The 22372-nt window shown below is 41.4% G+C and carries 21 protein-coding genes; 10 read left to right on the top strand and 11 right to left on the bottom strand.

Translation table 11 applies throughout. From position 1 onward, the window contains the following. Nucleotides 1-288: 288 nt before the first annotated feature. The 5 genes from N475_RS24605 to arfB all read left to right on the top strand — a co-directional run bounded on the left by N475_RS24605 (nt 289) and on the right by arfB (nt 5464). Complete coding sequence (locus N475_RS24605; RefSeq protein WP_063366123.1) at nt 289-1557, top strand: efflux RND transporter periplasmic adaptor subunit; 1269 nt, start codon at nt 289-291, stop codon at nt 1555-1557. Nucleotides 1558-1567: 10 nt separating this feature from the next. Further along, nucleotides 1568-2257, top strand: coding sequence for an ABC transporter ATP-binding protein (locus N475_RS24600; RefSeq protein WP_063357481.1), 690 nt, complete (start codon nt 1568-1570; stop codon nt 2255-2257). Between the two features lie 11 nt (nt 2258-2268). Next, the gene (locus tag N475_RS24595) at nt 2269-3597 is read left to right on the top strand and encodes an ABC transporter permease (RefSeq protein ID WP_063366122.1); all 1329 of its coding nucleotides are present in this window, start codon (nt 2269-2271) and stop codon (nt 3595-3597) included. Nucleotides 3598-3605: 8 nt separating this feature from the next. Further along, nucleotides 3606-4811, top strand: coding sequence for an ABC transporter permease (locus tag N475_RS24590; RefSeq protein ID WP_063357483.1), 1206 nt, complete (start codon nt 3606-3608; stop codon nt 4809-4811). Nucleotides 4812-5050: 239 nt separating this feature from the next. Next, the gene (arfB, locus tag N475_RS24585; RefSeq protein ID WP_063357484.1) at nt 5051-5464 is read left to right on the top strand and encodes an alternative ribosome rescue aminoacyl-tRNA hydrolase ArfB; all 414 of its coding nucleotides are present in this window, start codon (nt 5051-5053) and stop codon (nt 5462-5464) included. Here arfB and N475_RS24580 read toward each other — a convergent pair. Genes N475_RS24580 through N475_RS24565 form a run of 4 tightly spaced genes read right to left on the bottom strand, consistent with a single transcriptional unit; the run spans nt 5461 to nt 8752 of the window. Next, on the bottom strand, nt 5461-6705 hold the full coding sequence (locus N475_RS24580) for an ATP-binding protein (protein WP_063357485.1): 1245 nt from the start codon (nt 6703-6705) through the stop codon (nt 5461-5463). The two genes, arfB and N475_RS24580, sit on opposite strands and share 4 nt — an antisense overlap. A gap of 7 nt (nt 6706-6712) precedes the next feature. After that, nucleotides 6713-7402 carry a response regulator gene (locus N475_RS24575; protein ID WP_063366121.1) on the bottom strand — a complete coding sequence of 230 codons (690 nt, stop codon included), beginning with the start codon at nt 7400-7402 and terminating at the stop codon, nt 6713-6715. Then, nucleotides 7402-7806 (bottom strand): DUF3019 domain-containing protein, encoded by a 405-nt coding sequence (locus tag N475_RS24570; RefSeq protein ID WP_081215950.1) that lies wholly within the window; start codon nt 7804-7806, stop codon nt 7402-7404. Before N475_RS24570 ends, N475_RS24575 begins: the two co-directional genes overlap by 1 nt. Beyond that, a complete protein-coding gene (locus N475_RS24565) occupies nt 7796-8752 on the bottom strand; it encodes a MipA/OmpV family protein (RefSeq protein ID WP_063357487.1) in 957 nt (318 codons plus the stop codon). The genes N475_RS24570 and N475_RS24565 overlap by 11 nt, the downstream gene beginning before the upstream one ends. 155 nt (nt 8753-8907) lie before the next feature. Between N475_RS24565 and N475_RS24560 the strand changes: the two genes are divergently transcribed. Then, nucleotides 8908-11043 carry a beta-propeller domain-containing protein gene (locus N475_RS24560; protein ID WP_063366120.1) on the top strand — a complete coding sequence of 712 codons (2136 nt, stop codon included), beginning with the start codon at nt 8908-8910 and terminating at the stop codon, nt 11041-11043. Nucleotides 11044-11130: 87 nt separating this feature from the next. Here the strand turns inward: N475_RS24560 and N475_RS24555 are convergent, their stop codons facing one another. From N475_RS24555 to N475_RS24530, 6 genes are all read right to left on the bottom strand, one after another. Continuing rightward, entirely contained in the window at nt 11131-11649 is a 519-nt protein-coding gene (locus N475_RS24555; protein ID WP_063357489.1) for a GNAT family N-acetyltransferase, read from the bottom strand. A 38-nt stretch (nt 11650-11687) separates the two neighbouring features. Continuing rightward, entirely contained in the window at nt 11688-12422 is a 735-nt protein-coding gene (locus N475_RS24550; RefSeq protein WP_063357490.1) for a 5-oxoprolinase subunit PxpA, read from the bottom strand. Nucleotides 12423-12438: 16 nt separating this feature from the next. Next, complete coding sequence (locus N475_RS24545) at nt 12439-13236, bottom strand: D-glutamate cyclase family protein (RefSeq protein ID WP_063357491.1); 798 nt, start codon at nt 13234-13236, stop codon at nt 12439-12441. Between the two features lie 50 nt (nt 13237-13286). Continuing rightward, nucleotides 13287-15080: a glycoside hydrolase family 3 protein gene (locus N475_RS24540; protein WP_193343410.1), complete on the bottom strand. Its 1794-nt coding sequence runs from the start codon at nt 15078-15080 to the stop codon at nt 13287-13289. Nucleotides 15081-15299: 219 nt separating this feature from the next. Beyond that, nucleotides 15300-16034, bottom strand: coding sequence for an oxygen-binding di-iron domain-containing protein (locus tag N475_RS24535; protein ID WP_063357492.1), 735 nt, complete (start codon nt 16032-16034; stop codon nt 15300-15302). Beyond that, nucleotides 16031-16648 (bottom strand): hypothetical protein, encoded by a 618-nt coding sequence (locus tag N475_RS24530; RefSeq protein ID WP_063357493.1) that lies wholly within the window; start codon nt 16646-16648, stop codon nt 16031-16033. The genes N475_RS24535 and N475_RS24530 overlap by 4 nt, the downstream gene beginning before the upstream one ends. A 173-nt stretch (nt 16649-16821) precedes the next feature. On the opposite strand from N475_RS24530, the gene N475_RS24525 reads away from it, so the two are divergent. Continuing rightward, nucleotides 16822-19089: a sensor domain-containing protein gene (locus N475_RS24525; RefSeq protein ID WP_063366119.1), complete on the top strand. Its 2268-nt coding sequence runs from the start codon at nt 16822-16824 to the stop codon at nt 19087-19089. Nucleotides 19090-19101: 12 nt separating this feature from the next. Here the strand turns inward: N475_RS24525 and N475_RS24520 are convergent, their stop codons facing one another. Next, the gene (locus tag N475_RS24520; RefSeq protein WP_227008515.1) at nt 19102-19752 is read right to left on the bottom strand and encodes a hypothetical protein; all 651 of its coding nucleotides are present in this window, start codon (nt 19750-19752) and stop codon (nt 19102-19104) included. A 501-nt stretch (nt 19753-20253) separates the two neighbouring features. Between N475_RS24520 and N475_RS24515 the strand changes: the two genes are divergently transcribed. The 3 genes from N475_RS24515 (at nt 20254) to prpB (ending at nt 22351) form a co-directional block, all read left to right on the top strand. Further along, nucleotides 20254-20463 (top strand): cold-shock protein, encoded by a 210-nt coding sequence (locus N475_RS24515; RefSeq protein WP_023398377.1) that lies wholly within the window; start codon nt 20254-20256, stop codon nt 20461-20463. A 319-nt stretch (nt 20464-20782) separates the two neighbouring features. Then, nucleotides 20783-21445 carry a GntR family transcriptional regulator gene (locus N475_RS24510; RefSeq protein WP_063366117.1) on the top strand — a complete coding sequence of 221 codons (663 nt, stop codon included), beginning with the start codon at nt 20783-20785 and terminating at the stop codon, nt 21443-21445. A gap of 27 nt (nt 21446-21472) precedes the next feature. After that, the gene (gene prpB / locus N475_RS24505) at nt 21473-22351 is read left to right on the top strand and encodes a methylisocitrate lyase (RefSeq protein ID WP_063366116.1); all 879 of its coding nucleotides are present in this window, start codon (nt 21473-21475) and stop codon (nt 22349-22351) included. Nucleotides 22352-22372: the final 21 nt, after the last annotated feature.

The raw sequence follows: 22372 nt of genomic DNA, 5'->3' as shown, positions 1-22372 counted from the left end.
TTCTAAATAACACATCATTGTTATGAACACCTCTGATTATGTTAACAATAAACATGCTTTTCTGATCGTACAACGTATTAATTGCACCAATAATTATTTTAGTTGATATCAATAAAACCAAATAAAAACCAAAGGGATAGTACTAAAAAAGTACAAATTAATCGCATTTTTTCATTTCTGTATGTGAATCTTATTCTTTAATAAAATATTTATTATTGGTGACAGGTAGGGGCTAATTGTGTATTTTATACGGTGAAAAGCTGTAATAGGATTCTCAAGGAAGTAATAATGACATACATATCTGATACCAGTGCTCAAGACACGCAAATAGAGAAGAAAAGGAACTATAAACTCTATTTGGCTGTTGCTGTAGGTATCATGGTTTTTTTAGTTGTAATCATGCCTCAACTTTCAGTCTGGTTTAGTGGCCAAGGTGCAATCCGCCTCGAAAATATCCGAGTTGCGCAAGTACAAAAAGGTCATTTTGTTCGTGATATCTCAGTACAAGGGCGTGTTGTTGCTGCTAAAAGGCCCACATTATACAGCCCTGCTGAAGGGACTGTAACGTATCTAGTGACACCAGGCGATACAGTAAAAGTGGGTGAACAATTGGCCGTAATCGACAGTCCTGAATTAACCAGTTTACTCGCACAAGAAAAAGCCGAATTGACTCGCTTAAAAACACAGTTAGAGCGAGAAAAAATACAAGGTAAAAAGCAGAATTTAGAACAGGAAAATTACATTGGCAAAGCGCAAGTTGCGCTCAATGCTGCAAAGCGTGAAATGCGCCGAAATGCAGAGGGCCACAAAAGCCAAGTAGTAAGTGATATTGATTTTCAAAAAGCAAAAGATGATTTAGAAAACGCACAAAGAGAACATCGCTTAGCGATAAAAGAAGTTGCCTTATTGAAAGAGAGTCAAAAGTTTGAAATTCAGACTCGAGCACTAGAATTGCAGGCACAGCAAGTAATTGTTGATGAAATTCAAAGGCAAGTTGTGGCTTTATCGGTGACTTCACCAGTGGCTGGTATTGTGGGCAACTTAGCCGCAGAACAGAAAAATACAGTAACTAAAAATCAACCATTACTAAGTGTGGTTGACCTGTCTCAATATGAAGTTGAAGTAAATATTCCAGAAAACTATGCCGACGATTTGGCTTTGGGTATGAGTGCCGATCTTATGCTCAACGGTAATACCTATGAAGGCGAATTGACGGCTATCTCTCCTGAAATTGTAAATGGTCAAGTTGAAGGGAAAATAAGGTTTAAAAGTAAAAATATTAAAGGGTTAAGGCAAAATCAACGCCTTACTAGTCGAGTTGTTTTAGAAGAAAAAAGTGATGTTTATTTCCTGCCAAGAGGGCAGTTTGCTGAGTCTGGTGGTGGTCGCTATGTATATGTAGTGCAAGATGGCACAGCCATTAAAAAATCAATTAAGTTGGGGTCGAGAAGCTTAGGTCAAGTAGAGGTGGTATCTGGTCTTGCGATGGGAGACAGAGTGGTGATCTCTGATCTAAGCGTATTTAAAGAAGCAGGCAGTGTAAGAATCGTGCAATAAAGGAGTGCGTATGTTAAGAATGAATAAGCTAGCGAAAACTTACTTCACAGATACCGTTAAAACTCAGGCTCTGCGTCCTTTTGACTTAGAAGTGAAGCAAGGTGAATTTATCGCTGTTGTTGGTCCTTCAGGCTCTGGAAAGACAACCTTTCTTAACATCACAGGACTACTTGAAGATGCTTCTGGGGGGGAATATTGGTTAGATGGAGTGGACGTTTGCACACTGTCAGACAAGCAAAAGTCACGATTGAGAAATGAAAAAATTGGTTTTATTTTTCAAAGCTTTAATCTTATTCCTGAATTAAATATTTTTGACAACGTAGAAATGCCTCTGCGTTATCGCCGCCTGTCACATGCAGAACGAAAAAAACGCGTTGAGTATGCACTTGCACAAGTAGGTTTACATAGTAGGCAAACACATTACCCTTCTCAATTATCGGGTGGACAACAGCAAAGAGTGGCGATAGCTAGAGCCCTTGCTGGTTCTCCTGCATTTCTTCTAGCTGATGAACCAACAGGTAACCTCGATTCAAAAATGGCAGATGGGGTCATGTCATTGCTCAAAGAGATCAATGCTGCTGGCACGACCATCATCATGGTGACACATGATTTAGAGCAAGCGACACAAGCTAGCCGAATTGTTGAAGTTAAAGATGGGGTTATCAGTGAAGTAGATAGACACGCCCAGGCAATTGCGTAAAAGGGGGGCCTATGTTTATTTACTATGTGAAACTCGCCTGTTTAAGTTTGTGGCAGACTCGCTCGTTGAGCTTTTTGGCTATTTTAATCATCGGTGTGGGTATCTCTGCAACGATGACGACATACACGATAAATTACATGATGACTAAAGACCCGTTGCCCGAAAAAAGTGATCGTGTGTTTCTCGTGAGGTTAAATAACTGGAGTCCAGAAGCAGCCTACCGTAATCGAGCAGAAGAGCAACCTCCAACATATATCTCTGTCCAGGACACTTTGAATCTCATCGCTCAAAATAAAGCTAAAAGGCATGTGCCAATTGCGGGCTTCAAAGAGATGCTTAGGTTACCGGATCAAAATGCAATTGATGCTGAGGTTTCTATGGTTCGCGCAACGAGCAGAGACTTTTTTAGCACTTTTGATACGCCATTTTTGTATGGATCTAGTTGGCCAAAAAGTAGTGATGTGAGTGGTGAGCAGGTAGTTGTGATATCCAAAGCCATGAATGAAGTATTATTTTCAGGTGAAAACTCCGTTGGTCGCTCTTTAATACTGGGTGAAAACCAATTCACCGTGGTAGGTGTATTAAATGAGTGGTTTTTACTACCTCGCTTTTATGGCGATTCTATGCGGGCGTTTCAGGCCCCAAGAGATATTTTTGTTCCTTTTCAGACACAGGTTAATCTTGAGTTGTGGACATCAAATTTACAATCTTTCGAGTGTTGGAAAGAGCCTGAAAATGCCACTGTCTCGGCATTATGGGCTTCTGAGTGCGTTTGGGTGTTTTTCTGGGTTGAACTCAATAGTGTAGATGAAAAGGCTGAGTATCTCGACTTTTTAGACTCCTATGTGAAAGAGCAGCAGGCGCTAGGCCGCTTCCAACGGCCTATTGTGAATCAATTACAAACTGGCTCTGAATATTTACAAGAGCGCCGAGCATATTCCAGTGACAGTGAGATTGCTGTGTGGCTGGCGGTTTGCTTTTTAGCTTTATGCTTGTTAAATGCAATGAGCATTATTATGACGAAGTTTCAGGGCAAAACCGCAGAAGTCGCATTGCGCAGGGCTGTTGGTGCGAGTAGCTTGGACTTAGTCCAGCAGTATGCTTTGGAGACCAGTATTATAGGTGTCATAGGGGGAGTTCTAGGGCTCATAATGACACATCTATGTTTGTATATTTCTAGTCAGCTTTACACTCATTTGAGTAAGGACATTATGAGTATGAATGTCGAGTTGATGCTAGCGACAGTGATTTTATCAACTGTTTCGAGTGTGTTATTTGGGTTGTTTCCAATATTTCGAGCGATTGGAGTGGAACCTGCTAAGCAGCTGAAAAGCTTGTAGGGGCAAGGATGAGAGATTTACTGCCGATTTTAAAGTCATTAAAAAGTAATTATGCCGCGGCGTTGCTGTTTGTTTTACAAGTTGCGATCACATTTACGATTTTAGTAAATGCCATTTTTTTAGCGATTGAGAAACAAGCTGTGGTCGCTCGCGAGTCGGGGTTAGACGAGCACAATGTGTTTTACATTGCCACTAACTTGCCTGTGCCAGACGCAGAGAAAAAGGCCCAATTAGAGCAGGATCTAATTAATATTAATGAGATCTTAGGGGTGAAAAGTGCAGCTGTTTCATCTGGAATACCTCTAACAGGGTGGGGGCGGCTTGTTGAAGTTGCAGTCAACCCAGATACTAAATACGATACTTTTTCAGGTTATTATGGCGGCGATGTAAAGCTGTTAAGCAGCTTTGGTGTTGAGATAGTCGCAGGCAGAGCGTTCAAAATAGATGAAGAGTCGACTGCCAGGGTGGACGGCTTTAAATACGCTTCTGAAGCTATTGTGACTAAAGCGCTGGCAGTCTCTTTGTTTGACAGCCAATGGCAAAGCATTGTAGGTAAGACAATCTATATCAACAATAAGCCACAACGTGTTGTAGGCGTCGTAGAGACTTTACAAGCGGCTTGGCCATCTTGGGTGGTTGTTGAGCATGGAGTCATTTCGCCAGTGAAAGAAACCGATGATATCGTGAATTTTGTCGTGCGCACTGATCCAAACGAACAGCAGCGAGTGCAGGAGCAAACATTAGCGTATTTGATGTCAGTGTATGGACGAAAAATCGATAAAGTTGAAACATTCAACGATGTAAAAAGGCGTGCATATAGTGCTGAAAATGCAGCGAGCAAGACTCTTTTTGGGGTGATATTCGGATTGCTTCTAGTGACAACTTTGGGTATCTATGGCCAATCTCGCTACGGCATAATTAAGCGTTTTAAATTAATTGGAATAAGGCGCGCCATGGGGGCTAGCAAAGGCGAAATCATGCGTTACTTCATGCTTGAGAACATGATCTTAACTTGCATGGGAATTTTGCTAGGGATTATTTCGGCAATAGTACTAAGTATTGCATTCAGTAATGCATTTGAATTAGGCACTGTGCCGTCGCGCTATATGTTGTTTGGCAGCGTAGGTATGCTCTTACTTGGACAAATTGCTGTCGTTTATCCTGCATTTCGAGCTGCGCAATTGTCACCTGCCGTTGCCACACGCGTTATATAGCAAAGCTCATTGTTTTTGTTGGTTACTATTATATAGATAGGTGCAGATACACTAGATATTTAACGCTTAACTCAATGAACCATTCATCTGGTCTAAGCAGCACCGATACTGGCGGTTTTATATTGGCTCTGGGCAATCGAATCGTAAAGTTGATATAATTATATTGATTGATGGACTAATCCAGTCTGCCTGTGTGTCAATGAATTAATCGCTTAAGCGTATTTGGTGGTATCTAAAACATGTTAAGACTCTCGAATAATGTAGAATTAGCCTCTTGGGAGATTGAATTAACAGCCATCAGAGCTCAAGGGGCTGGTGGGCAAAACGTTAACAAGGTATCTTCTGCAATCCATTTAAGATTTGATATCAACAGATCTAGTTTGCCTGTATTTTACAAAGAGCGTTTGCTAGCGCTTTCAGATAGCCGTATCAGCAAAGATGGGGTCATTATCATTAAAGCGCAAAATTTTAGGACGCAGGAACAAAATAAAGAAGATGCGCTAGCTAGACTTAAACAACTGATATTGGATGCAATAAAAGTTGAAAAAACGCGCAGGCAAACTAAGCCGACCAAAGGCGCTCAAAAACGTCGTTTAGACAGTAAAAATAAACGCGCTCAGACGAAGGTATTGCGCCGTTCAGTTAAGTTTTAGTTTTGCTTGAGAGGGATGGTGATATTAAATGTGGCACCGCCTAAGCTCGAATCGCTAACCCAACAATGCCCATCATGCCAGCCTAGAATTTTAGCGACAATGGCAAGTCCTAAGCCAAATCCTCCAGTTTCTTTACTTCTACTCGTTTCTAGTCGAATGAAGGGGCTGAACACATTTTCTCGTTTGTCTTGCGGAATGCCTGGGCCGTCATCGCTCACTGTCAAATGAAGGTTTCCTTGGTTATCAGAGGCGAGATGAACATCTATCAATTCAGCTCCATACTTGTCTGCATTTTGCAATAAGTTTTGCAGAACGCGAGAAAGGTAATGACTACTTCCAAATACGTAAAGATCGTTTTGAATTTCAAGTTGTAGCTTTTTATGGGTGGTGCTTTGTACTTTTTCAATGGACTCTATAACCAGCTGACTGAAATCGAAAATACTCTTTTGCATTTCTCTTTCAGAAAACTCCAGTCTTGCGTAGCTTAACATCTCATCTATTAGCAGTTCCATTTCTAGTACATCATTGCTCATTGCCTGAACTTGCTTAGGGTCTTTAGCTGCAAGCATTGCCAAAGCAAATTTTAAACGTGCTAGTGGTGTTCTAAGTTCATGAGAGACCGCATTTACTAGATGTTTTTGGTTTTGCATTAAGCTCGCAGTTTGCAAGGCCAATTTTTGGATCTGTTGTGTCAATGTGGATATTGCAGAAAAGCGAGAAGGCTTTGATTCAATATCTAGCTGGCCGGTCGCAAGTTTGGTGGTGATATGCTTAAGCTGAGTTAAGTCTCGCCATAAAGGTCGTAACCATAGGACCAAAAGCAATGCAAGAATAGAAAATGAGACTAACCTAAATCCATACTGGGCGAAAAAAGAGCTTTGTTGTGGCGCGTAAGGGCCCAATTGCACTAAATGCTGCCCATCAGCTAAGAGCATACTTAATTGATAATGATCGTTGGCGTCAAAAGAAACGACAACTTCCCCTTTTTGTAAGCTCTCAATCTGCTCAGGGAACCATGCAATATCATTGATGTTCACAACGTTAAGTTGCTCACTATGAGTCTGGCCCTCAATTCCAATATCATCGAGTACCGACTTAAGATTTAAAGCAACTTGTTTTGCATAATTGAGCTCATCAGGCGTTTGGTCGCCCCAGTTTTTCCAGATATATTCGCTACTTTGGTTAATAAATATTATGCTGGCAAAAACAAATAAATATAGGCTAACAAGAAGTCTCAGCATTGAGTGTTTAGTCCCATGCAGATTTTGAGCAGAGGTAGCCTTTACCCCAAACAGTCACTAACCTAAATGGTTGCTCTGGGTTATCTCCAAGCTTTTTACGCAGACGCGATATACGGACATCAACGCTTCTATCTAACCCATCGTATTCACGACCAACGACGCATTTATAAATATGCTCACGGCTAAGTGTTTGCCCCGCGTTGTTGGCCAACTCCCACAGTAAGTCAAATTCATAACTGGTTAGCTCAACTTCTTCGCCTGAAAGATAAGCCTTACGAGCCGCTTTATCTACTTCTAATTGGCCTAATTTTATTATGTCAGAGCTATTCTGCTGTGTGCCACCACGTCTTAATAACGCGTTTAACCTCGCTAACAAGACATATGGTTCGACGGGTTTTATGACATAATCATCCGCGCCAATCTCTAACCCCCGAACATGATCAAAATCACTGTCTTTAGCTGTTAAAAACAGAACAGGTCCAGTGTATGAATTTCGGATTTCACGGCAGATAGAAAACCCATCCATATTTGGCAGCATAATGTCTAAAATGACAATGTCGGGTTGAGAAGATACGATTGCTTCGACGGCTTTGGCGCCATCATTCACTAGGGTTACAGAAAAGTTGTTACTTTCGAGGAACTGGCCAGTGAGCTCTGCAAGTCTTTCGTCGTCTTCAACAAGTATTACTTTTGCCATTAGAAAAAACTCCAGTCAGATTTTAATTTTCGTCTATATTTTCGGCTTATTGCAGCATTCACTTTCACTTTTTGAGAGGCTAAGGTTTCCATTTGCGCGTTTTTTAGCGAAAAAACCATGTCTTGCCCCAATGAGACACTTAACTTTGCCTTAGCTTGGCGAGTGTCCTGCCAGCACTGTAATATGTGTTTATCTTGATATAGGCAAACATCTTCAACAGCCACAGCTTGCCATTGCACTGCAATGGTCATCTCACACACTTGCCCAATTGATTTAACCATACAAATCATTGGTTTAATTTTAAGTTCTGCTTTGTTTTTTTGTGGTTCTGCATATACGCTACTCGTTTTTGTTGCGACTAAACAAGCAGAGGCAATGAGTGGATAAGTCCACTTAAAACTCATATAAACCTCCAATAAAGACATTGGAAGTGTACTTTTTATCAATAAGTGGGCTATTCGTTATGCCTGAGCCAAGCCAAGTTTGTTTGGCGCTAAACTTTATTTGCCAGTCTTGGTTCAATCTGTAATTAAATGCGATACTGACGAAAGGGTTTACCGTCGCTTTGCCAGTATACAAATGGTATTCAGACTCCGTATCTAATGGGCTTATACCATAATAGTAGTCAACGAGATTTTTGTCTTTATACTCAGCACCTACTTTGAGTTTAAGCCTAGCTAGGTTATGCATACCGATTGGCACGTTGTAGCTATAATCAATACGCCCATTGTGTCCGCGATAGGTGCCTGTGATATCGTGTAACCAAAGTACTGAAAGCTTGCCATACTCTTCAAAATACCAATGAATCAAAAAGCCACTGTCGAGTGCCCAATCACGTTTAGCTATATCATCAATTGAAATCAATTTTTTGGTTTGCTTGTCATCTGGGTCTGCGTTGTCATTGTCACCATCTTTGTCATCTGGTGAGTCTGAATCAACCCCCGGATCAGGGTGAGGATCAATGACTGGGTTTGACGGCGTTCCTGCTTCTTGAGTAAAGCTGTTGCTAACCAAAATATTACTGGGGTGAAAGCGTTCAAAGTATGCACGTTCAGTATTGAGTTGAGTGACAAAACTCAAATCATATTGAGGTTTTTCGATAAAGGTATAACCGATACTGGTATTGTCGACAAAAAACTTGTCTCCGTAATAACTAATATAAGGCAGTACCACAAGAGGCACGTTATCCCCGCCTCTTACTGGATTAGTAATTACGCCAGCACCTACAGCAACAGCCAGTTCCCATTGCCCGACCTCCACGCACTGCTCATCTTCACTCTGACAACTGGCAAAGCTAGATGGGCTCAATAAAAGCATGTATATAGGCAATAAAAAGAAAAAATATTTCAATCAATCGACTCCTGTAAATTCTAGGCTTAAATTTACCAGTAATTTTGTCAATTACCAGAAGCAGTTACATAAAATAACAAATAGATCGAGCTAAATAACAGAAGATTGGCCTTGATGTATTAAAGTTTAATTACTTTCAGTCAAGGAGAAAAACTATGTTCTACTTAAGAAATTCCTATCCAGTCGCAAGGAGTCGCATTTTTGTTGTTGTATTGCCAGCTCTTGTGGCGTGTGGGGGTAGTGACAATAGTGAAGACAAGCCAGGAGAAGGAGGATCCAATGTACCTAAATCTGTTCCGGAGTTGACTTGGTTGACCGAGTCGTCATCTTCGTTGCGTCAGGCCTCTTCGAGCGAGTTTAATCAACTAGTCAAAAATGGCATGTATTTGAGCCGTTGGTCGTCGGGCACAGATGATGGAACAGATAAAGTGACCAACGCCGCGCCAGAAGCCGATAGTGGCTCTACGAGCTTTTCGAGTACCAATGTACAGGAAGTGGGTGTTGATGAGGGAGATCGTATTGAGTATGACGGAAATTACTTATACGTGGCTGCTCACTCAGACCAAGAAATGGTAATTCAGAGTGACTTTAAACAATATGTCCGAGTGATGAAACGCACAGAGCAAGGGATCGCAGAAGTAGCAAAAATAGAGGCCTCCGAAAATCTCTACAGTCATCAAGAACTATATTTGCAAGGTAATAGGCTGGTTTCACTATTTAAATACCCAGTTTATACGATGGATAGTTCTCCATTACCACAAGATTCGGATGCGATCGCATCAACGACCCCTGTGGCTAATGTATATCCAGATACATTTGAATTGAGTGTGGCTGATGTGACTTCTCCAGAGCAAGCGTCTGTGATAAAGCAATACCGAATTGATGGTAATATCATTGATAGCCGTGTAATTGATGGCAACTTATATTTGGTAAGCAACTTCAGCGCATACTATGAATTTACTCAGACAGAGGCTCTGGCTGCTTATCAGGCTTTGCATCAAGCTGATATTTCTGAGTTATTACCAAAAATTACCGACTTAGGAAGCGGCTCATCTTCTGCACTTTTCGAACCAAATAATTGCTTTATCCCTGCCAATGTTACGTCTTTGGACAGTGCCAACCAAATTACCACAATTACTCGGGTATCTTTGAATGATCCAACACAGATCCAGTCAACCTGTATCAATGCGCCGACCGATGGGATTTACGCAGCGCGAGAGAGTATTTATTTGCATAGTCGTTTTTGGCCTCAAGAAGAGGCGAGCATTGAAGACTTAACACAAACTGCATTGCACAAATTTCAGGTCACAGCCGAAGGCACATCTTACAGCGCGTCTGGGACTGTTCCTGGCTCTCTAGGTTTTGGTGGCGGTAATTTTATTGAGCCTGCAATTATAGGTGGTGTGAGCAATCCTGCGTTCAGGGTGAGTGAGTTTGAGGGACGATTAAGGCTACTGACTACTCGTTTCAGTTCTACGGCTGGACTTGTGCATCAGCTGTTTGTTTTGGAGCAACAGGGTAATACCTTAAATACGATAGCAAAGCTACCCAATGAAAACCGCCCGACGCCAATCGGTAAAGTGGAGGAAAACGGCAGCGTAGAAGAAAATGTTTATGCTGTGCGCTATTTAGGAAACAAAGCTTATATTGTCACATTTAGACGCATAGATCCTTTGTATGTTATTGACTTGGCAAACTCCACTGATCCTGCTATTGCCGGTGCTTTGGAAATTCCAGGTTACTCAGCCTATTTGCACCCCGTATCTGATTCCTTGTTAGTTGGTGTTGGTCAAAATGTTGATGAATGGTTTTGGGCTGCTACTGACTCACCAAGTTCTGAGAATGAACCAGAGGTCGGTGCGAAAGTGAGTTTGTTTGATGTGTCAGATATGAGTAACCCTAAACTCATAAACGAACGCGTTTTTGCTAATGGTTATACCCCAGTCGAATTTGACCATCATGCATTTAGTTTCTTAAAAGTGAGTGATGAGCAGTTCAGAATGACGCTACCAATTGAAACTTGGCTAACTCAGCAAGAGGTTGGTGGCAATATGATTTGGACTAACAAAAACGAGCTTGCGACGTTTGAAATTAACACCGGTAGCTCACCGTCTTTGACCTATAAGGGAAGCAGTGTAGCAACATATGAGGAATCTTCGCAAAGCGTTCCTTATGTACGAGCTTCTGACGATAGAGGCGTGCTCCATGATGATGCGATTTACTACGTTCATGGAAACTTCGTTTGGTCTAGTTTATGGCAAAATCCAGCACAAAACTCAGGCCCGTTTTAACTCGTACATGTCTAACCTTTGAGACAACTCTCTAAGGGTCCAAGCGTCACCTTATTACGCGAGGTGGCGCTTTTTTAATTCATTTAGTTAGGCATTGAGCATAAGTACGATGTCATCGTGCCATATATTGTTTATCTTGTAGTTTTGCTTAATAGTTTGGTAGTGTACAAAACCGAGTTTATATAGCAAACCGAGCGACGCTGTATTTCCATCTGTCACAGTAGCAACAAGGGCCTGATACCCCATAGCTTTGAGCGCAAACTCAATCACTGCTTTGGTTGCCTCCAAGGCGAAGCCCTGTCCTTGATAATTGGGGTGCAATATAAAGCCAAGCTCAGCTTGCTGTTGGTTTTCAGCAAATCCTTTTAGTCCATGCAAGCCGATTGGTTCTTTATTATCAAGACGCTCAATGACAAAGCTTAAATAACTGTCTTTGCCCTTTTCCCAAGTTTCGATACGCGACTCGAATAAGTTTCTTAGCCTTTGTTCATCAGGAATATCCGCGACATAGCGCATTGCTTGATGGTTTTGATTAAGGTTTTGAAAAAAATTCCAGTCTTGTTTATTGAGTAACCTGAGCTTTAATCTTTGGGTTAGCAATTCCATTTGATATCCTTTTGTTTTTGACACATATGTACAAAGTACTAATTGTCTATGCTAATCATGGCTTTAATTTTTTTTATCTGTGCAACTGCCGCTTGATTGTCACCATGAACGCATAGGGTGTCCGCTGGTAGGCACAGCTTATTGCCCCCTGCTGTAATAACGGATGAAGTTTTTGTAAGTTGTTGAACTTGCTCAATCAATTTAATCTCGTTATGTACTGCATTGGGTTGATTTCGAGGCGTGAGCAAACCTTCGTCGGTATACAGTCTATCTGCAAATGCTTCCATCAATAGCGAAACGCCATATTGCGTTGCAAGTGTTTTATGGTGTTCGGCATTGGCGGTTGCCAGAATCATCAATTTTAACTTTGTGGGATATGAGCTAAGTGCTTCTAGTAAAGTAAGTAAAATCTCTTCATTGCGCATCATATCGTTGTATAAAGCACCATGGGGTTTTACATATGAAAGAGAAACACCTTCGACTTTAGCCATGCCTTCAATTGCGGCGATTTGGTAGTGTACACAGTGTATCAGTTCTTGCTTTGACATATTCAATGAGCGTCTACCAAACCCTTGTAAGTCAGGGTAACTGGGATGTGCCCCAACAGTGACTTGATGCTGTTTAGCAAGTTTTAGCGTAGCGGCTAGCACGCTAGGGTCGCCGGCGTGAAAACCACAGGCGATATTAGCCATATCAATATGCGGCATTACTTCGGCGTCAAGGCCCATTTCCCATGCACCAAAGCTTTCTCCTAAATCACAATTTAAAAGCATACTACCCTACTTATTTTTACTGTATTAATAGGTCCATATCTGGTCTATCGGTCACCAGCATATGTTGTGGACTGTTTATAATACACAATTCTGGTGCAGCGCGGGTAATTGCGAGATGGGCTGTGAGACTGGTAGTCCAAAAAACAGGAAGCTTGTCTTGTGAAAAGAAAACAGGTTCGCCAAAGTTTGGTTTACTTAAGTTATTTATACCAATGAGCTTAGGCTCACCAAAATGTACCGGAATACCATGTGGCACACGGCTAATGCTACCAGCTTGAATAGCCTTAATTATTTCTTGAGTATCCATTGGACGCATACAAACCACTTTGTTACCTGCAAAAGGACCCACAGCTAAGCTGTCTATATTACTGATATACATAGGTAAAGTGTGGGCAGGGCTTGATGTGGTGTGAGCAAAACCAAAGCTGTGCAATACGTAATCAAATGCCATGTAACTGGCAAGTGCAAACGTAACAAAGTCATTGCTCCAAAGTTGATGGATATTGTTCACTTCATCAATTAATTGTCCGTCGCGTAGAACGCGATATTTGGGCACATCACTGCGAATATCAATATTACCGCCTAATACATCTAAATGATGGTCGCCAGCATTGACACTGGTCGCCAGCAGTGGACAGCAATCTTGGTTTTGTAAGCAGTACTTTTGAAAGTCAAAAGCGTAAGCTTTGGGTAAAATGACAATATTGCATTGGGTGAATCCAGGCACAAACCCGTTGGTTGGGCCCGAATAATCCCCAGCTCTTATCATTTCTCGAATCGCATTAGGTGCCGTTAAGGACGCCTTTGGATCCATAATTCCCCCACGTGTAATGCATGTTTTATTTCGCGCGGGAAGTGTGAGTACTATTGGTCTATATTGTTCGTTTCGATACTCACGGGCAATGTTCCAAGAGCTTTTTCCCTACCCAGTATTACTTGCGCAAGTGCAGTATAAGCCGGGCCGCGCACATCATTTTCTTGAACTACATCCACATTATAGGCATAGCTTGCCAAAACTGCCTGATTGTATTGCGCATATTTAGATATTTCGTAGGGAGCGCGTAAACTGATAAATAAGCTCTCTTTTTTAAGCGAATTTGCGTATTTCATAAGGTCTAGCAAGGCTTTTGGTTGCTCTTGCCTACTTAGCTCATAGCTTTGTAGATCGGCTAAGTCATCCATTCCACCAATTTCTGCGGCGCTTTGTTGTGGCGAAGCATGGGCGCTAATTATCCAATCCGCCTCAGAGATAAATTGCTTAGCCCGCTTTGGTTTAAATGCTTGTAAGCTAGTTACAGTAATTTTTATGGCAGTGGCTGATGTGCTCAATAATGCTTGTTTTAATGCCATTGCTTTTTGTCGGTCTGGCATAATTAGATGAATATGCTGGTTTTTTTCAAGCTTTAACGGTAAAAGCCCTTCATTCTTAACCTCTGTGATGGCGGCTAGTGCAAGCTGAGCTTCTATGTGACGATGCTGAGGGTTACCCAATGTTGCTCTCGCAATTGCAATGCTTGGGAGTGTCGATTGTTGCGCTATCCGAGCCTTTAATTTATGGATCCTTTGGTAGGACGCATAGAGCGATTGTGTTTGCAATTGGCCATTGTCAAAGGCCTTTTCCAAATCGCTAAAGAACTGTTCAAATTGAGTAATATCTGAAGGAGTGCGCACTGGTATTGGCATCAAAGCGATATCAACCCCCGCATTGAAGGTCTCTATTACGGCATCCAGAGGGGAAAAGAAGTCGCTGATCCCGGCCATATCTAAAGCATCTGTAATCGTTACGCCTTGATAACCAAGTTCATTTCGCAATAAATCATGCATAATTGCTTTAGACATGGTTGCTGGGCGTATCATTTCTTTCCCTTTACTGTTGAGCACTTTGCTGTTATCCAAAGCAGGGTACTGAATATGTGCGGTCATAATCATACCTGGCTGTTGATTTTGAATAATTTGTGCAAATGGCAGCAAATCTTGTTGCTTAATTTGTGCTAATGAGTGTTCAACTTTAGGCAACCCAGTATGGCTATCTACTTGCGTATCTCCATGGCCTGGAAAGTGTTTCAATGCTGAGACAACACCGTGCTTTTCAAAAGCGGCAACTTGCGCTGCGCCAAGCAGAGCAACTCGCTTGGGGTCTTCGCCAAAAGACCGAACATTGATAACGGGGTTTAATGGGTTGGCATTTACATCAACCGTTGGCGCAAAGTTTACATTGATCCCAAGGCTTAATAGTTCCTTGGCTATTATGGTGGCGACTTCGGTAGCATATTTATCACCGTGTTTCTGGTAAGTTGCGCCAATGCTCATATTCCCGGTGAAAGAAGTTGCCTCAGCTCTGTTGATACGCGCAACTCGGCCTCCCTCTTGATCAATGGCGATAAACATAGGGGAACTGCCAATTTGCTGCAAAGACCGTGTGAGCTCGACTATCTGTTTTGTATCTTGTACATTTTCAGCAAAAAGAATTACGCCACCAATTTGATACTTCTCAATAAGCTTAGCAAGTATAGGAGGTAGCTTTGTCATTGGTTTTCGGCACTGCTTTGCATCACCGTCATCGCAAAAATAACGCAAATCCAACATGAGCTTTTGGCCAATCATCTCAGTTAACTTTGGCTGGGTCTCATTGGCACTTAAAATTGGGCTGATTGTCATAATTGAAATTAAACCTAGTCGTTTAAATATTTGGGGAATACGCACGAGTTTTTGTTTTTAGATAGTTTTTTGTTACTTTACCACGCTGCACGCGTGGATGGTTATGATTTACTAAAATAGTGCATGATTTATGAATTGAGCCTTTATAAGGGGGTATTGTGAGGCCTGTTAGTTGAACTAAAGGCCTTCTCGTATTGAATATTTCGGGTGTGAAGCGGCTTATCGCACTGCACTACCAACATCTAATTTTGCAAACCAATCCAAAAACTCTTGAACTTGCTCACCTTTATACAGCTTGCCATGGTTTGGCGCTATGATGTCAACGTCTAACTCTTTGACTCTCGCAATCCAGTTGTCTTTGGCCTTGTTTGATGGCATCCAGCGTCGATGAAATTGCTCAATATGTTTGATATGTTGACCAAAATCTTCAACAAACTGAGAGGAAGAGTCTGTTTTTATAGCTGAACCAACATTGGCAGACATAAGTATTTTAGCTGCTGGGTCGTATAAATGATAATTGCCAGCAGAGTGTAAATAATGTGCAGGCAACAATCTTAGCCTAACACCACCTAACTGAATTTCTCCGCCGTCATCATTGATACCTTCATATTTTAAATTGTCCAAATCAAAATGGTCGATAAATCTATCCCAAAGAGCTGGTGCATAGAGAGTTGCATTGGGTACGGCTTTGTCCCAAAGACCAAGAGTTGAAATGATGTCAGGGTCTTGATGAGATGCAAATACGGCAGTCAGTTTGTCTAACTCCGTGTGTTGTAATATGGCGGCGAGCATCGGTGAAAAAAGCTCAATGCCTCCAGGGTCCATGATCATCGATTCATATTGAGAGTGAATAAAATACTGGTTAACGGAACCATGCGTATTTTGCATATCATTGTTACGCTCTAGGATTAGCCAGCTGTGCGTTTTCGCTTTGTGTAGCTCTGTTAGTTTCACCTTAATAAACCTCGCAATGTATGAATTTCGCTTAGGTTATAAACCACCGCAGTCTTAATGGTTTTCGCAGCGCTCGCGATAAAGTCAGATACCGATTGTAGACTGTCACTAAATTCACCAGCGTTAGTTGCTTCAACTCTACTTGTCACCGCAATGTACTCAGCACTTTGCATTTGCTTTTGAATATCTTCGAAGTGGTTCTCCAGCTCACTCAGAGCTTGAGAGAGGTGGTTCGCCGCAATACGTTGAGACTTAACTGCAACCACATACATACTTTCCACGTGACTTGAACGCACGTGCTCTTTTAACTTATAAATCTGGTCGTGATACTGACTGCACCTTACAAGCTCAAGGGCGACTTTAAATAATTGGTTAGACAAATTGGATATCTTGGTTGTGGATGAAATGGTTTGCTCTGAAAACTCATCAATAAAATTAGTGATAGGCTTAAAACCCAAGGCAGCATCGCCGGCTCTAAGCGCAACGACTCGTGCGTTTTTAGCGGTCAAAGAGAGGTTTTTCGCTTGGTTTAATATTGCCTCTAAGTTGGCAATGATTTGTGCCACTCGAACAAAGTTTTCAACGACCTTAGAATCATCGCTTAAGCTCATCATAGCTGGTTTCCAAAGATTACACCCCTATTACATGTAGGACAAAAAAGCATTTAATTCCAGAAATATAAACAATCTCTTTGTTTTCCTCTCGCTGTCTAATTTATACGACTTTGTCTAATATTAAGCTTAATGAAAAATATATATTCCAGACACTGTTTACTGTGGATGCTTAGATGAATCGAGTCACTCAGAAACTTCTATTCAGTTTTTTCTTTTTATTAGTTGGCTTATCTTTTGGTGTACAAATAAGCCAACTGGTAGAGAACTTTTTGTTTGCCGAAGCCGGTATTTACGGCAATGAAGCGATGATAGAGCTGTTCAACTATTTTTCTTTAGGCATTGTGGGCTTTGTAATGGCGATTGTTGCAGGTGGAGGGGTGATATATCTTGCGCGAAAGAAACAGCAAGAGATCGGTTTTGGAGAGCATGGGGAATTGTATTATGAGGTATTTAGAGAATCACTTAACGCACAGTTTTTAGTGTGTGAAAATGGGTCGTTTTATGCAGTGAGTCAGGGGATGTGCGCGCGCGTTGAGCTGCAAGAGTTAGAGCTAATCTCTGGTGGCATGAGTCAACTGGTTGACGAAAAAAGCTTTGTTCAATTTAAAGAATGGCAAAGTAGCGGAAAGGACTTTGACCAGCTAGAGCTGCGTTTACGCTCGCAAAGTAATGTGTCAAATCAGCTGATTGTAAGTCTGAATCACACCCATTTAAATGGCGTTTTTTTAGGGCAATTAATTGATATTAAAGAGCAAACGCAAAGGCAGAAGCAACATGAACTACTCGCCATCACATTAAGCTCCGTTGGTGACGGGGTGATTTGTACAGATACGGAAGGGAAGATTTCTTTTATGAACCCAGTGGCCGAAGCTGTACTAGCACTGTTGTCGCGAGAAGTGGAGGGAAAGCCTTTCAACGAAGTAATGCCACTCATAAATGAAGAAAGCAAGGAGCCGATGGAAGACCCAATGCAGTCAGCGATGTCTGAAATGCAAACTGTGTCATTATCGCAACTAGCTTGTTTTCGTAATCACCTCGGCCTTGAGTTTGCCGTCGAAGTCTCTTGCTCCCCCATTTTTGTAAAACCTGAAGAAATTGCCGGCGCAGTGTTGGTTTTTCAAGATGTTACTGAATCTCGGCTAATGAGAAAAAAGATGGCTCATCTTGCTCATCATGACGCATTATCTGGGTTACCAAATAGACTATTACTGCAAGATAGATTGATACAAGCATGCAAACGCGCAAAAAGGCATGCTCATCAATTCGCGGTTATTTTTTTAGATTTAAACAAGTTTAAATTGATAAATGATAACTTTGGACATGATTTTGGTGATGAGTTACTTAAACATGTCGCAAATAAATTAACATCAACAATTCGTGCGTGTGACACAGTTTCGCGTATTGGTGGTGATGAATTTGTATTGCTCATTGATGCGATGGAAGACAGACGGCATGTACGTCTTGTGATTGAGAAAATATTTTCGGCAGCCAGCGGAGAGTATGAAATCAAATCGACTAAAGTAAAAGCCTCTTTTAGCGCCGGTATTGCGCTATATCCAAACGATGGTGACAATGCTGAAACATTAATGAAGTGCGCTGATATGGCTATGTATCGGGCAAAAAAAGTAGGCCATTCAAACTACCAATTTTACTGTACAACATTAGATAAAGAGGCCGAATATTGCCACGAGCGAGAAAATGAATTGATTAAAGCTGTGGAGCGTCGAGAATTTATCCCATACTTTCAGCCTGTGGTAAATGCACAAAACCATCAGATAGAAAAGCTTGAAGTACTAGCTCGCTGGAAGAGTGGTGATGAGGTGATTGAAGCGCAGCAGTTTATCGACATTGCAGATGAGGCTGGGATCGGCAATCAGTTGAGTATGCAAGTGTTTGAGCAAGCCATTGAAGTTTTTTCCAAATTCATAGCGCATAATGGTTCACTGCAATTGTGCTTAAACTTGTCTGTAAAGCACCTACTCGATGGTGATTTTGAAGACCAGTTGCTCGGCCTGCTAGAACGGCACCATCTGAATCCCGAGCAATTCGAGTTAGAAATTGCTGAGCGACCTCTTTTGGAGCGAGCTGATGATTTAAGAAGCCGGTTAGAAACTTTGAGCCGACTTGGTTTTAAAATGTCGATAGACGACTTCGGTTTAGGGCAAACAAACCCCGCCTTATTGAAAGAGCTTCACTTTGACTCAATAAAGATTGATCCGAGCTTCGTAAGGGAGATCTACGGTACAGGTCAAGAAGATGACCTAGCTTCAGTGATGATAAACATTGCAAAGAGTTTGGGCGTTAATTGTATCGCTGAGGGAGTAGAAAGTGAGTTACAGGCAAGAACTCTGGCGAGCAACGGCTGTAATCAGTTACAGGGGCACTTTTTTTCAGTGCCCGTTGGGTCTGAAGAAATAGAGCATTTGTTAAAAGTGGATTAAATTCATAATTGGTTATTTCTTGTTGTTGTTAAGTATTTCGGTAATGCGCACTGCGATTTTTTCGGCCAAAGCTGCATGTTTTTTATGTACAACATGATAGGCATGGGATTCAAATAAAACATGGCGATTAAGGTGTTCAAGCGCCTGCGGGATAGGCCAAGACGAAGACATCACATAGATTGCATATTCAAAACGCTGCTCTTGTAATAGGTGTGGCAGTCGACCTAGCTGGTTAAGTTGATAATACCGATTGCGACGCGAAGTAGGAAATTTGTTCAAAATAACACGCATTGACTCATCTGTAGCTAGAATAGTTTTTGGTGAGGTTTGTATTACACGTTGATTGCAGGGGACGCTTTCAACACAAAGTAAGACAAACTGAACTTTTGTGAGAGGCGGGCCAACGGCAATAAGCTCTTTATATGGTGCGAAAATTTCTTTAGCAAGAATGACGTCGCCGTCTGTATGCTGCGATTGAATTTCATTAATAAGTCGGTGAGATGGAATTGCGACAAAGTCCACATTAATATTTTCTGCTTGGTAAGCTTTCTCAATGAGTGGAAGTGCTTTATTTAAAATGCTGGGATGATCGATATAGGAGATTGTCAGCTTAGTGGAGGTCACTTGGTTTTCTGTTGCAAAAGACGCAACGCTAAATGTCAAAATTAATCCGATTATAACAATATTCAACTATGCTATCCCCACGTAATATTCAGCAAATAGATTATACATTTCTAGGCTGATAAAAGTGATTTTTTTAAACTTTTTTGTGCAGAAAAATCAATAAAACTTGAGTTGTGTCAATCGCCGTGTAAGCCGCATTTTTAGTGGTGTTATAGAACTGTATTTAATTGTTCACATTGCTTATGAGAATATGTCATTAAGCATTCATAAATATGTTTAAAAATTAGTTGACTTAGAGGGGTATCCCTATAAGATGAACATAGACAGAATTTCGGTCAGTGTTTATAAATCTCCATTACGATGTTGTATAAGTGTTAGCTTGTAGTAGTACCGTCCTGAAGTTTTATCACCGGCAAAATTTAGGTCTATGCGCCCACAAGGGCATAGGTTTGCCAGTTTTGTAAAAATAGATTCTCTTTAAGCAGTTTAGAGTTTGCTTTTAAGGATTGGCATTTATATTTTTTATCAGGATTTATTATTATGTCTAATACTTTAACAGGTACAGTAAAGTGGTTTAACGAGTCAAAAGGCTTTGGTTTTATCGCTCAGGAAAATGGCCCAGACGTATTCGCACACTTCAGTGCAATCAAAGGTGACGGTTTCCGTACTTTAGCTGAAGGCGAGCGTGTAGAGTTTAAACTAACTACAGGCCAAAAAGGTCCTCAAGCTGAAGAAATCGTTAAGCTGTAACTGTCACAGTTTAAACACCCGAAAAAGCAAGCCTAGCTTGCTTTTTTAATGTCTAAAATTTACTTCCAATCTATCTATTCCACTTCTTTTTTCCAGCGCTGTTATTTTTCAACGTGCACTTTACCCCATGTAAGCTACCTCCTTAGGCTCATTACTTGAAGTTTATGACTGAATAATGTCAGAGAAGTACTTTAATGATAAATATCATGAATACTACATATAATAATATTGTCGACAATTTGTGTTTTATTAGGTTGACGTTAACGTAAAGTGTATCTATATTGTTGGCATTGACAGAATACTCAAACATAGGTTGATGATGAGCTTTTTCCAAGAGCAGGCCGTAACATCTTCAGATAAAACATTTTTTCGACTAAGAGAAGAAATTGTCGAGGGTGAAATAGCTGCAGGATCAAAGCTCAGTGAAGTTGAATTGTCGACAAAGTACGAGGTGAGTAGAGCGGTTGTTAGAGAAGCAATTAACCGTTTAGAAGCTTGTAATATTGTAGAGCGCAAAGCAAACGTTGGTGCCCGAGTGGTTACTTTAACAGCCGAAGGGCTGATTGAACTTTACCAAATAAGAGAGGCACTGGAAGGTATGGCCGCGCGGCTTGCTGCGCAAAATATGCCTGAGGCGGAAATTGAAAAGCTTGCAACTTTGTTAGACGACCAGTTTGAATTGGTTAAACAAGGTCAGTCATATTACCAAGAAGCGGGCGACCTAGATTTCCATTACCGCATTATTGTAGGCAGCCAGAATCAACAACTCATCACTATGTTAAGCAATGGAATTTATCACTTGGCAAGAATGTACCGAGTTCAATTAGGTATGACTGGGCCTCGTGTTACAACCGCATACGACGAGCATAAACATATAGTAAGAGCCATCGCGAATCGAGATGGAGAATTGGCAGAAATTTTAATGAGACGCCATATTCAATATTCAAAAAACAATATTGCCGTCAAATTATCCAAAATGTAGTAAATCATCACAGGAGAGAGCATCACCATGAGTGCAGGAAAAAAATTTCGTGACGCATTAAAGGCAAACCAACCACTGCAAATCGTAGGTACTATTAACGCCTATAGTGCAATGATGGCAAAACAAATTGGTCACCAAGCAATTTACCTTTCAGGCGGTGGCGTGGCGAATGCATCATATGGTTTACCAGATCTTGGTATGACGTCTCTAAATGATGTGATTGCAGATGTGCAGCGTATTACATCCGCATGTGATTTACCGTTGATGGTAGACATTGATACAGGCTGGGGTGGTGCATTCAATATTGCAAAGACCATTCGTGATATGGAGAAAGCAGGCGCTGCAGCTGTACACCTTGAAGATCAAGTGGCACAAAAGCGCTGTGGCCATAGACCAAATAAAGAGATTGTTTCTACAGAAGAAATGGTTGACCGCATTAAGGCTGCAGTGGATGCGCGCACAGATAAAGATTTCTTCATCATGGCGCGTACTGATTCGTTTGCGCAAGAAGGTTTAGAAGCTGCAATTGAACGTGCAAAAGCTTACGTTGCGGCGGGTGCCGACGGTATTTTCGCTGAAGCAGTTCAAACAGAAGAGCACTATCGTGCATTCTCTGAAGCTCTGGATGTACCTATCCTAGCGAACATGACCGAGTTTGGTAAAACAGAGTTGTGGAACAAACAAGAATTGGCTGATTGGGGAGTTGGCATGGTGCTTTATCCTTTAAGTGCCTTCCGTGCCATGAATAAAGCGGCAGAATTAGTTTACAGAACATTATTAAATGACGGCGACCAAAAAGCCGTTGTCGACACAATGCAAACACGTATGGATCTTTACGATTATCTTGGCTACCACGATTACGAACAAAAGCTAGATGCACTTTTTGCAGAAGGCAAAAATAAATAAAGAATATGCTAGGGCAAGCTT

This window comes from Pseudoalteromonas luteoviolacea DSM 6061 (assembly GCF_001625655.1).
GTDB lineage: Bacteria > Pseudomonadota > Gammaproteobacteria > Enterobacterales > Alteromonadaceae > Pseudoalteromonas > Pseudoalteromonas luteoviolacea.
The sequence above is the reverse complement of the archived record's forward strand: the minus strand, read 5'-3'. Positions and strand labels throughout refer to the sequence as shown.